At 49.5% G+C, this 11,394-nt stretch carries 10 protein-coding genes; 7 read left to right on the top strand and 3 right to left on the bottom strand.

Annotation, left to right across the window (positions count from 1 at the left end; genetic code table 11):
- Positions 1-39: 39 nt before the first annotated feature.
- From NDK19_RS06960 to NDK19_RS06940, 5 genes are all read left to right on the top strand, one after another.
- Complete coding sequence (locus tag NDK19_RS06960) at positions 40-972, top strand: PorP/SprF family type IX secretion system membrane protein (RefSeq protein ID WP_250631140.1); 933 nt, start codon at positions 40-42, stop codon at positions 970-972.
- 37 nt (positions 973-1,009) lie between these two features.
- Positions 1,010-3,010 (top strand): OmpA family protein, encoded by a 2,001-nt coding sequence (locus NDK19_RS06955; protein ID WP_250631139.1) that lies wholly within the window; start codon positions 1,010-1,012, stop codon positions 3,008-3,010.
- A 511-nt stretch (positions 3,011-3,521) separates the two neighbouring features.
- Complete coding sequence (locus tag NDK19_RS06950; protein ID WP_250631138.1) at positions 3,522-6,374, top strand: OmpA family protein; 2,853 nt, start codon at positions 3,522-3,524, stop codon at positions 6,372-6,374.
- A gap of 83 nt (positions 6,375-6,457) precedes the next feature.
- Positions 6,458-6,934 carry a hypothetical protein gene (locus NDK19_RS06945; RefSeq protein ID WP_250631137.1) on the top strand — a complete coding sequence of 159 codons (477 nt, stop codon included), beginning with the start codon at positions 6,458-6,460 and terminating at the stop codon, positions 6,932-6,934.
- Between the two features lie 48 nt (positions 6,935-6,982).
- Positions 6,983-7,456, top strand: a complete 474-nt coding sequence (locus NDK19_RS06940; protein ID WP_250631136.1) for a hypothetical protein — start codon at positions 6,983-6,985, stop codon at positions 7,454-7,456.
- On the opposite strand, the gene NDK19_RS06935 is transcribed toward NDK19_RS06940, so the two are convergent.
- The 3 genes from NDK19_RS06935 to NDK19_RS06925 are packed head-to-tail and all read right to left on the bottom strand — an operon-like array spanning position 7,434 to position 9,404.
- Complete coding sequence (locus tag NDK19_RS06935; RefSeq protein WP_250631135.1) at positions 7,434-8,273, bottom strand: phosphatidate cytidylyltransferase; 840 nt, start codon at positions 8,271-8,273, stop codon at positions 7,434-7,436. The two genes, NDK19_RS06940 and NDK19_RS06935, sit on opposite strands and share 23 nt — an antisense overlap.
- Complete coding sequence (locus NDK19_RS06930) at positions 8,245-8,460, bottom strand: putative signal transducing protein (RefSeq protein WP_250631134.1); 216 nt, start codon at positions 8,458-8,460, stop codon at positions 8,245-8,247. Before NDK19_RS06930 ends, NDK19_RS06935 begins: the two co-directional genes overlap by 29 nt.
- A gap of 14 nt (positions 8,461-8,474) precedes the next feature.
- The gene (locus NDK19_RS06925; RefSeq protein ID WP_250631133.1) at positions 8,475-9,404 is read right to left on the bottom strand and encodes a CPBP family intramembrane glutamic endopeptidase; all 930 of its coding nucleotides are present in this window, start codon (positions 9,402-9,404) and stop codon (positions 8,475-8,477) included.
- A 56-nt stretch (positions 9,405-9,460) separates the two neighbouring features.
- Between NDK19_RS06925 and dusB the strand changes: the two genes are divergently transcribed.
- Together dusB and trmB are read left to right on the top strand one after the other, a co-directional pair.
- Entirely contained in the window at positions 9,461-10,465 is a 1,005-nt protein-coding gene (dusB, locus tag NDK19_RS06920; protein ID WP_250631132.1) for a tRNA dihydrouridine synthase DusB, read from the top strand.
- Positions 10,466-10,694: 229 nt separating this feature from the next.
- Positions 10,695-11,366, top strand: coding sequence for a tRNA (guanosine(46)-N7)-methyltransferase TrmB (trmB, locus tag NDK19_RS06915; protein ID WP_250631131.1), 672 nt, complete (start codon positions 10,695-10,697; stop codon positions 11,364-11,366).
- Positions 11,367-11,394 lie beyond the last annotated feature (28 nt).

The raw sequence follows: 11,394 nt of genomic DNA, 5'->3' as shown, positions 1-11,394 counted from the left end.
TCGCAAAGAGGGCAAATCCATAAAACCCAAGGGCAAGCCATGAAAAAAACGCTACTCTTTTCCCTTCTTCTTGTTGCGAGTCTGCCGCTCTGGGCGCAGCAAGACCCCATGTACTCACAGTATATGTTCAACGGCTTGGTGCTGAACCCTGCCTATGCGGGCAGCCGCGAGGCTATCAACATTACCGCGCTGCATCGCACGCAGTGGGTAGGCATCCCCGGCGCACCGACTACGACCACCTTTTCGGCTCATGCCCCTGTCAAAAAAGACAACATCGGGCTGGGGCTGATTTTCGTCAACGACCGCATCGGCGTTACGGAAACTAATAACATCGGCTTTAATTATGCCTACATGCTCAAAATGCGCAAAGGCGTGTTGTCACTGGGTTTGCAGGCTTCGGTGATGCAATACCGCGCCGATTTTGCTTCGGTGGTGCACAACTTTTCCCCTGATGTTTTTGACCCTTCGTTTGCTTCGGTGGTCAATCGCTGGCTGCCCAACTTCGGAACGGGGGCTTATTACCGCACCGACCGTTTCTACGTAGGTTTGTCCGTGCCCAATATTCTGACCAACAACCTCAACGGGGAAACTAACGTGGCGTTCATCGGCAACAACCGCGCCCGACAGTATCGCCATGCCTTCCTGACTTCGGGCTATGTATTTGACATCACCAAAGGCTTGAAACTGCGCCCTTCGTTCCTGTTGAAATACGTGGACGGCGCACCGTTGGAACTTGATTTGAATGCCAACTTGTGGCTCTACGATATGTTTGCCGTGGGGCTTTCCTACCGTTCGTTTGATTCCATTGATGCCCTGTTTGAATTTCAGGTAACACCACAACTTTCCTTAGGCTATGCCTATGACTATACGCTTACGCCGCTGGGGAAATACACGTCCGGCACGCATGAAATCATGATTCGCTACGAGTTTGGTTTTGGCAAATCGCGCATTATTACGCCGCGCTATTTTTAAACCAATCCCCAATCGTCAATCCTCAATCGCAAATCTTATGCGTTACGTTTTTACCATATTCCTGTTGCTCACGCTGCCCGCCTTTGCCCATGCGCAAAAGGTGCGCATGAAATTAGCCAACAGCAAATACGAGCAGTTCCATTATGCCGATGCCATTATGATGTTTGAAGACATCGTGGCATCTAATCCGAATAATTTTGAGGCAACCGAAAAGTTGGCGCACAGCTACCGCAAAATCAACGACAGCAAAAAAGCCGAAGAGTGGTATGCCAAAGTAGTGCAGAACGCCAAGTCGCAGCCTATCAACATGCTCTACTATGCGCAGGCATTGGCAATGAACGGCAAATATGCCGAGTCGCGCAAATGGTTTGCCGCTTATTCGGCGGCAGTGAAAAACGACCCCCGCGGCGACCGTTTTGCCCGCGCTTATGCCGATTCGGTGATGCGCCGATTCTTTCAGGATTCCGCCCGCTATGTGATAGACACGGTCGGCTTTAATTCGCCGCAGGCAGATTTCAGCCCCATGTTTTTTCGTGGCGGAATTGTGTTTGCTTCCAACCGCACCCCGAGCCAAACAACGCCGATTAAGCACACTTTCCAATGGAACAAAACACCGTATTTGGACTTGTACTTTGCCCAAAGCGGCGGCAACAGTGCCGACCGCCTGCGCAAAAGCATCAATTCGCGCTACCACGAAGGTCCCGTAACGTTCTACCGTTCTTACGATTCCATCATCTTTACGCGCAACAACTACCTTAACGGCAAGTATCAAACATCCAAAGACAAGACTAACAAGCTGAAATTGTACTTTGCCAATACCAAAACGGACGCTTCCGACGATTGGACGAACATTACTGAGTTTCCCTACAACAGCAACGAATATTCTACGGGGCATCCTGCACTGAGCACCGACGGGCAAACGCTCTATTTCGTTTCCGATATGCCCGGCGGCTACGGTGGCACGGATATTTACATGTCCGTATTCCGCAACGGGCGTTGGAGCAAGCCGCAGAACTTAGGACCTGAAATCAATACCAAAGGCAACGAAATGTTTCCGTTTATTGACGAAAACGGTGATTTGTATTTTGCCTCTAACGGACATCCCGGGCTGGGCGGATTGGATATTTTTGTGGCGCGCAGCAAAAACGGTAAATTTACCGCCCCGCGCAACATGGGTGCGCCCATCAACAGCAGTCAAGACGATTTTGCTCTGATTTACAGCGAAGACTTAGACGAGGGCTATTTCACTTCCAACCGCGAAGGCGGCAAAGGCGACGACGATATTTACCGCTTCACCGTAAAGCGTTGCAAATTCATCATCGCAGCCGTCAATGCCCGCACCAAAGAAATCATCACAAAGGCAAAAGTAGAGGCAATAGAAGAAGAAACGGGCGCAAATACCCGCATACAGGCTTTGAACGATACGCTGTTTACCTTCAAGCCCTTGTTTCAGTCCAACTACAAGCTGCACGCGGTCAAAGAAGGTTTCGCCGATGGCTACGCCGTCATCCCCGATTCGGTGCTGGCAACCTGTTTGCTGAAAGGCTTAGATGTTAGCGATACAATTTTTATCCCCTTAGAGCCTGCCGAGCCTGTGGTAGCCAAAGGCGGCGAGGGCAAACCGCCCGTTTCCGAATCTACCGGTCGCCCGCGCTATCGCTACAAAGGCGACCCGAACGTGAAAGTAATTGAGGTGAAAAACATCTATTACGATTTTGACAAGTTCAACATCCGCCCCGATGCGGCACGCGAGTTAGACAAACTGATTGCTTTGATGAACGAGTACCCGTCGCTGAAAGTGGAACTTTCTTCGCACACCGACACCCGCGCCGACAACCTGTACAACATCCGTTTGGCGCAGCGCCGTTCGCGTTCGGCATACAACTACTTGGTTATGCGCGGCATAGACCCTGCCCGACTGATTGTGAACTCTTTCGGCGAAAACAAATTGGTAGTAGATTGCCCCGACTTTTCCGATTGCAGCGAAGAAGAGCACCAATTGAACCGTCGGACGGAAATTATTATCTTGTCGTATTAGCAGTTAGCACGCGGGGATTTTGGGTTTGATGAAGCATTTGGGCAGACAAAATCGCACGTTGCCAAATCCGCTGACAGGGCTTGTAGGCGCGCTTGCAGCCGCTGGCAGGGATGCAGTAAAAACCCCGTCAGCGGATGAAGTCCCCGCCGGCGGTTTTTCGGGTAAATCCGCTGGCAGGCGGGGAGATTGTAAAAGCCTGTTAGCGGTCGGCCGTTGCACGTCGCAGACCCTAACAGTGCTTTTAATGCAAATTATTTGCTATTTAATTGAAAATCAGTGTGTTTTGCGCAAAAAATCAAAATGATACCGCTTGCACGAAAATGAGATTTCGTGAATTGTATTTTTCCGATGCGGTTATGCGACGTAGGGACAACGCATGCGTTGTCCCTACAATTGCAATATCGCATCAAATTTAATTTTTCCAAGATTCTACCGCAAAATTCGCGTGCTTTCAACAAAAAAATGGCGTTTGGGGAAACAGATTGTAAAAGCGATTAACCGAAAGCTGTCTATGAACAGACAAATACAACTATTGGCAGGCATCATCGGGGCATTTTTTGCCGTTATCACCGCACGGGCGCAAGGTGCAAAAGACATAGAGCCATTCCCGCCCTTTGAGGGCTTTGAGGCAGTCTATGCCCAGCAAACGCCGTTTATGGTGCAGGGCAATAAGCGCGGCGAAAAAATCCATATCAAATACAACTTCAAAGGCAGCAATCCGCCTGCCTTTGTTGCCGTGTTGGACTATTACCTGCAACTCACCCAAGCCAAAGGCGGCAAAGCGCAAAAGCGACAACCCAACCAACAGATTTTTGAATACACTCAAAACGGCAAAGACTTTTGGATACAGATTACCGAATCGCGCTTGGGTTCATACGAACTGATTGGCATTGAGAAGGATACCCCGAAAACCGATGTCCTTGCCGACGATGTACCCCAAGATGCGCCCGGCAGCAAAGATTATCCCCTCTTGCCGCGCCTGCCCAACTACTATATCGGCTCTTACGGCGAAGAAAATTTCTTTTCCAACGGGCAGATTTCGGGCTATCAATACCGAATCAACTACAAGTTTGACGTAGAATCGGGCGAAACCCCGATGAAAGATGAGCGCGTCGTACAGCACTACATCGCCAAAGTGCGCAGCTATGGCGGCAAAATCATCCGCAACGACGGGGCAACCGCTACTATGGACTTCACCAAAGACCAAGTGTACCGCTGGGTACAGGTAGGCAGTTTTGGCACAAGCTACGAATTAATTGTCGTGGAAAAAGACCTGACAGGTCGCACGCAGTATGCGCAAAAGTCCAAGCCCTACGAAGTAGTACAGCCTGTGCCCGCCGAAAAGCAGCGCATTGTAGAAAATGCACCTGCCAAAACCGAAGTAGCAGCAAACAAGCCCGCCGAGCAAAAAACGCAGCCCCGCGAGCAGCCCAAGAAACAGGAAACCGCAATTTCGGCAGTCCCCAAAGAACAGCCGAAAAAGGAAGCCCCTGCCGTTGAGCCGCAACCGACCGTCGCCGAAGAAAAAACGCCCAAGCAACAACCCGAAAAGGTTATCACGGCTCAATCGCAACCCGACATTGCGCAAGATTTGGCAGGTGCAAAAGACTACGACCCGCTGGGGCGATTCAAAGGCTATGTCATCAGTAACTACAAAACCGAAGATTTTTACATGGGCTACAAGTTGAGCGGCTTGAAGTATCAAATCAACTACTTGTGGGAAAATCCGCGCATCAAACCGCCCGCCGACGAGGAGGTGGTAGCCTATTACATCGGGAAAGTCAAAGCACTGGGCGGCAGGGTCATCCGCAACGACGGAGCAACCGCTACCATAGAGTTCACCGAAAACAACATCTACCGATGGGTACAAGTCGGGTCATTCGGGTTTAACTACGAGCTCATTGTCGTAGAAAAAGACCTCAACCGCGATTACACCCAATCCATTGCCCAAAATAAGCCCTACGAAGTAGGGGAGGAGCGGTCGGGCGTACAAATCCGCACGGCAACGAGGGCAGCCGACGAACAAACCATTTCAAGCGCCCCGACGCTTTCCCGCGAGCAGCGCGAAATGCTTGCAACCGCACGCCCCGTGCCCGTTCCGCAGGCAGATGCCGAAAATGCCCGCGACTACGAAGGTTTGCCTCGCCGCAGCGGCTACGTTATCAACAGCTACCGCGAAGAGGATTTCTACATGGGCTATAAGCGCAGCGGCATTAAGTACCAAATCAATTACATTTGGAGCGATGCGGCAAGTGCCCCGCCTGCCGATGAAGACGTCATAGGCTACTACAAAAATCTTGTCAAGCAATACAAGGGGCGAATCATCCGCGATGACGGACCGACTGCCACGCTGGAATATACCCGCGACAACGTGTACCGATGGGTGCAGGTAGGTTCGTTTGGCAGAAGTTACGAGTTGGTGGTTGTAGAAAAAGACCCCAACCGCGACTATTCACAACCCGTTGCCCAAAACAAACCCTACACCGTTGAGCAAGTACGCGGCGGCGGTCAGTTGGTGCAGGGGGCATCGGCAAGTGCAGGCGTTATTTCCCCTTCGGCAGCCGAGCAAATCAGCGAGTTGGGCATTGCGCCCGATGCCGTTGCGCCGCGCATCTATCCCACAGCCGATGCGGAGGGCAGTGCCGATTTCCGCCTGATGAAGCGCCTGCCCGGCTACCTAATTACCGCTTACAGCGAAGGCGACTACCCGCTCACACCCGGGCAAATGGGCTACAAATACCAAATGGTTTACACATGGGCAGATGCCAACGCTTCGCCCGTGCCCGATGAGCAAGTTGTGCGCCATTATGTCAGCCTTGCCAAGTCCTACGGCGGCAGAGCCATCCGCGACGATGGGGCAACCGCTACGCTGGAATTTTTTGACGGGGCAAACTACTATTGGGTGCAAGTCGGTTCATTTGGCAACAGCTACGAGCTGATTGTGGTAGAAAAAGGCACCGCAGGCAGCAAATCCGCCGATGCGGAAACGGTAGCCAAGCGCATGTTCCGCAATTTGACCGCACAGGGAAAAGTTGTGATGCAAAACATTCTGTTTGAGAACGAAAACAGTGCCGCATTGAAGGCAGAAAGCGATGCCGCCTTGGCGCTCATTGCCCGCCTGCTTGCCGAGCAGCCTTCGTTGAAGTTGGTAATTGTGGCGCATACTGCCAAAGGCAAAAGTATAGAAGCCGACTTGCTGCTTTCCGACCAACGTGCCAAAGCCGTTGCGCGGCGACTGATTGAAAAGTTCAATGTATCGGAAAGCCGCATAGAGGCACGCGGCGTAGGTTCGCTTGCCCCTCTTGCGCCCAACGATGCAAACGGTCGTGCAGAAAATGAGCGCATAGAACTGCTTGTTTACTGATAATCTGTTCCTTCATTTCGCCAAAACATTGTTAGGATTTTTCTTGTCAATTTTCTATCTTCAAGCAGCGATAGGGGGTAATTATGGAGCGTCCGTTTTCCGTTCTTTTTGCAGAAGAACCTGTTGAAGTGGTTTTTGACGAACCCTATGGTCAGGTGCTGTACTTCCCCCGTCTGCATACTGTTTTTGTGGAGATGATTGCTTCATTTTCTCATGGACAATACAAGCAGGTGTATATGACGGCTTATGATGCGTTGAAGCGTTTGCAGGCGAAAGCCTGTGTCGTTAGCCAATCGCGCAGTTTCGGTTCTTCATTTCAAGACAGAAGTTGGCTACTGATGCATTTGGTGCCTATGTTGAGCCGCACCTTCCCTACGAAAGAATTTTTGATGATAGGAATTAAAGATTCAGAAAATAATACCAAGCGTTGGATTGCTGACTATTTAGAGCATAGTTTTGCGTCAATTGCGCCTTTTTCGGTAAAGTCTGCTCCAAGTTTTGACGATGCAATCGCGCTTATCAAAGAGACGCAGCAACAGCCCACACCCCGCAATTATTGACAAACAAATGTGATTACATGAGTCGTTGGTCTAAATTTTTGAAAGCAGATGCACACATTCCCCGGGTCAGCTTTATATGGCAATGCGCCTGAAATACTTTTTTCAAAGCCTTACGGCCAAATTTTATACTACCCTGACTATCGGGTAATTTACACGGAAATTATCGGCAAATTCAGCCATCAGGAGTACAGGTATTTATACGAGAGTCTGTTGGCGTTCATAAAGAAGTACCCTGTGCGGGCATGTATTTCCAGTCAGGCAAAAAGCGGAGGCTCCTCCATGCAGGACAGAGCATGGTTAGTAACTTCTTGGTTTTCACAACTGAAAGCGGCCGTATCCTCCGATTTTATACTCATCGGCTTGCGCGAAGCACACGACACAGGGGCATTCAAACGTTGGATTGCCGACTATTTGGAAAAAACGCTTAGTTCCATGGCGCCGTTTACCGTCAAATCAATGCCTGATTTTGACAGTGCAGTAACGTATGTTTTAGAGCAAGCTAAAATAACTTCACTAACCTGACAAAGGTAATGATGAACGGGGCAGAGAGCAGCAGGCTGTCAAAGCGGTCTAAAAAGCCCCCATGCCCGGGGATGGTATTGCCGGAGTCTTTGATGTGGATGCTCCGTTTAAAGAGTGATTCTACCAAATCGCCGTAGGTGCCCGTAACAACTATGATGACTGCAATACAGAGCCATTCCCACAAGAACAAATCGGTGCAGTAAAATGAAATGATATAGGCGAATATGAGCGCCAGTAGCGTTCCGCCAATGCTGCCTTCCCATGTTTTTTTGGGCGAAATGCGAAAAAACAATTTGTGTTTGCCAAAGGCACGTCCTGCAAAATAAGCACCCGTATCGCTTGCCCAAATCAGAAAAAGCGAGCCTACAATAACTTGATTGCTGTAAGTGCCTTTCATAAATACGGCGGTATTGAGTAGCGCAAAAGGAACGGCCACATACATTATCCCCAAGTAGGTAAATGCTATGTTGCGAAAGGGTTTTTCATCGCGTTTGGAGTATAGCTTGATAACAAAAGCAGTTGAGAGCAGCACGAAAACAAGGTAGTACAACTCGTGATTGAAGTTGTACTTTTCCACGAAAAAGGTAAGGGTGAACAAAAAGAGACCTACAATAGTACCAAAAGTGCGCAGAGGTAAGTTGCCGTCAAGCCCCAGTAGTTTGTAAAATTCCAGCAGCGTAAACATGCTGATAAAAAAGAATACGACAAAATACGTCCACTCATTGTATGCCAGCGCTCCCAGAATAATCAATGCACCGATGGCAGCCGCAATAATGCGCTGTTGCAGTTCAGTCAGACCGTTCAGTTTCCAGTTCATGTTTTAAAAGTTGTATGGCTTTAATAACGTCTTCGCGCAGTACGAGAACTTCCACTTCGCCGAACATGTTGTAGGCACTATCGCGCTTGTTGAGTATAATAGCTTGAATATCATGCTCTTTCAGCAGATTTTTGATGATTTCCGCCTGTGGTAAATTAGTTGTACCGTATATCTTTTGCCAGTTCATGAATTTGTACAAAATCAATTTTTGAGTTGGCGCAACCAAGCCAAAGTTCCGCCTACCAACAGTGCCGATGCTGCCGCCATCACTACCGGAATTTCGGGACTGTCTTCAATATTGAAAGCTATCCATTTTTGATTGTAGGCATACATCAGCAATACGGTATAGGCGTTGTTAAAAAAATGAGCCAGCATAGGCACTGCCAGATTGCCCGTGAATATAAAAAGATAGCCGAAAACAGCCCCCAGAATGGTGCGCGGCACAAAACCGTAGAATTGTAGATGGAAAGCACTGAAAATAATGGCTGCTACCCATACTGCCACATGCGGGTTGCCAAAAAGTTGCTGAAATCGCTGTTGCAGAAATCCGCGAAATAGCCACTCCTCGCCAATACCCGGAATAACCGCAATAACAAAAATGCCCAACAGAAGTTCGCCAACCGATTGAAAATCAACCAATAATAAGGTCAGTCGTTTGAGGTCGGCTTCTTTTGCCTGTGCCCATTTTTCAAATTCTGCCAGAAAAGCGGGGAATTGCCAGCCCTCGTTCCATTTGACCGCCCAAGCAATCATGGGCAGCGCAAATAGCACAATTCCTATGGCAATCAGCCAAAATATCGGAGGCGTAGGTTGGCGAATGCCTGCCAGTGTTTGCTGATACAGATTTTTATCTGCATCAAACCGCGCCATAAACCAAGCAGGCACTAACAGGAAGCTACCCACCGCAATCACACCCTGCATAACGAGCAATCCTAAACGGTCATTGCCCGAGGGTGAGGCCGTCGCCATCAGCAGGCGGTTAATATCCCATTCAAAAAAAGGGAGCGCCAGCAAAAGACCTATGAAGTTAAAAAAGAACAACCCCGCCAGAAAAGCAGGTATAAACAACAGCAGCGAAGTCCACAGCGCACTTTTGGGTGGCAACGGGGCAGCCTCTTTTCCGAAAGACATATATTCAGCGTAATTTTGCAGGCAAAATATAAAAAGCCTTTCACAATCGGAATAGCATGGTAAAAATCGGTGATATTGAGCTGGGAGAATTTCCGTTGTTGCTTGCGCCAATGGAAGACGTAAGCGACCCGCCTTTCCGTGCGGTTTGCAAGCAAAACGGCGTGGATTTGATGTACACCGAGTTTATCTCTGCCGAAGGGTTGATTCGGGATGCCGCCAAGAGTGTACAAAAATTGGATATTTTTGAGTACGAACGCCCCATCGGCATCCAAATTTTCGGCGATAAGGAAGATGTGATGCGCGAAGCCGCTGCCATCGCCGATTCGGTCAATCCCGATTTGGTGGATATTAACTACGGCTGTCCCGTTAAAAATGTGGCCTGTAAGGGAGCAGGTGCGGGCTTACTGCGCGATTTACCCAAAATGCAGCGTATCACCGATGCGATTGTGAAAATTTGTAAGCGCCCCGTAACGGTCAAGACCCGCCTTGGCTGGGACGATAGCACCATCAATATTATTGAAGCTGCTCAACGCCTGCAAGATGTTGGTATTCAGGCGCTTACCATTCACGGGCGCACCCGTGCGCAGATGTACAAAGGACAAGCCGACTGGCGACTGATTGCCGAGGTGAAAAACCTGCCCAATATCCATATCCCGATTTTCGGCAACGGCGACATTGACAGCCCCGAAAAAGCGGTGGAATATCGCAACCGCTACGGCGTGGACGGCATCATGATTGGCAGGGCATCCATTGGCTACCCGTGGATTTTCCGCGAGGTGAAGCACTACATGCAGACAGGCGAAAAATTGCCGCCGCCGACTTTGCAGGAGCGGGTGGAAACTTGCCGCCAACATTTGGATTTTTCCGTGCGCTGGAAAGGCCCCAAAATGGGCATTTTTGAAATGCGCCGCCACTATACGAACTATTTCCGATTTATTCCTCACTTCAAGGAATACCGCACGCGTTTGGTGGAAGCTACTACACAGGAAGCCGTTTCTGCCGTGCTGGATGAGGTGGTAGAACGCTTCGCTGATGTGCAATTTGATATGACGGAAGCATAAGTACTTCATCACATGAGAACGTACTTTTCACCGCAGAGTGCGCAAAGGTTTAACCGCAGTGTACACAAAGAAAAGGTTTATCATAAAAACACTCAGTGCTCTTTGCGTAGCACTTTGCGGACTTGGCGGTAGAAAATTTGAAGGGGCGATTTAGTGCACATACATAAATTTGATGCGTGCTTAGCAAAACTTTGCGGGGCTATGCACAATTGGTGATACAAAAAACACTATGGGACGACATAAATTAGCGCGTTTTGCTGCCAATCAGGTGGCGCGTAATGTTTTTGAACGCGGCAAGCCGCACTACGAAACCATTTGCGGCAATTGGCACGAAACCTACTTTCATAATACCAACCCAATTGCGTTGGAATTGGCCTGCGGACGCGGCGAATACACCGTAGCCCTTGCCGAAAAATTTCCCGAACAAAATTTTATCGGTGTAGATATCAAAGGTGCGCGACTGTGGAAAGGCAGCCAGCAGTGCTTGCAGAAAGGGCTGCACAATGCCGCATTCCTGCGCACACAAATTCAGAATATTGAGATGTTCTTTGCCGCGGGCGAAGTGAGCGAAATATGGCTCATCCACCCCGACCCGCGCCCCAAAGACGGCGATGAGCGTCGCCGCCTAACCAATCCGCGATTTTTGCAGCACTACCGCAACATTGGCAAGCCGGGCATGTGGTTGCGCCTCCGCACCGACAGCGACCAGCTTTTCCACTACACAATGGAAGTGCTGCAAAACGAAAAAATCACGGATTTATCCTACACCGAAGACCTCTACGAGTCGCCGCTGATAGCCGACCATTTAGACATCAACGGCGAACCCATCCGTACCAAATATGAGGAAATGTTTGTTGCCAAAGGGCATAAGATTCATTATTTGAAGTGTCGTTTGTGGTAAATTGTTCCATAGCGAAGTTGCCATGGAA

Source organism: Rhodoflexus caldus (assembly GCF_021206925.1).
Taxonomy (GTDB): Bacteria; Bacteroidota; Bacteroidia; order Cytophagales; family Thermoflexibacteraceae; genus Rhodoflexus; species Rhodoflexus caldus.
This window is presented reverse-complemented; position numbering and strand designations above follow the sequence as displayed.

Excerpts from the sequence above, each read along its gene's own strand:
- NDK19_RS06960 (WP_250631140.1), top strand. The coding sequence starts at position 40 with ATGAAAAAAACGCTACTCTTTTCCCTTCTTCTTGTTGCGAGTCTGCCG.
- NDK19_RS06955 (WP_250631139.1), top strand. The coding sequence starts at position 1,010 with ATGCGTTACGTTTTTACCATATTCCTGTTGCTCACGCTGCCCGCCTTT.
- NDK19_RS06950 (WP_250631138.1), top strand. The coding sequence starts at position 3,522 with ATGAACAGACAAATACAACTATTGGCAGGCATCATCGGGGCATTTTTT.
- NDK19_RS06945 (WP_250631137.1), top strand. The coding sequence starts at position 6,458 with ATGGAGCGTCCGTTTTCCGTTCTTTTTGCAGAAGAACCTGTTGAAGTG.
- NDK19_RS06940 (WP_250631136.1), top strand. The coding sequence starts at position 6,983 with ATGCACACATTCCCCGGGTCAGCTTTATATGGCAATGCGCCTGAAATA.
- NDK19_RS06935 (WP_250631135.1), bottom strand. The coding sequence starts at position 8,273 with ATGAACTGGAAACTGAACGGTCTGACTGAACTGCAACAGCGCATTATT.
- NDK19_RS06930 (WP_250631134.1), bottom strand. The coding sequence starts at position 8,460 with ATGAACTGGCAAAAGATATACGGTACAACTAATTTACCACAGGCGGAA.
- NDK19_RS06925 (WP_250631133.1), bottom strand. The coding sequence starts at position 9,404 with ATGTCTTTCGGAAAAGAGGCTGCCCCGTTGCCACCCAAAAGTGCGCTG.
- dusB (WP_250631132.1), top strand. The coding sequence starts at position 9,461 with ATGGTAAAAATCGGTGATATTGAGCTGGGAGAATTTCCGTTGTTGCTT.
- trmB (WP_250631131.1), top strand. The coding sequence starts at position 10,695 with ATGGGACGACATAAATTAGCGCGTTTTGCTGCCAATCAGGTGGCGCGT.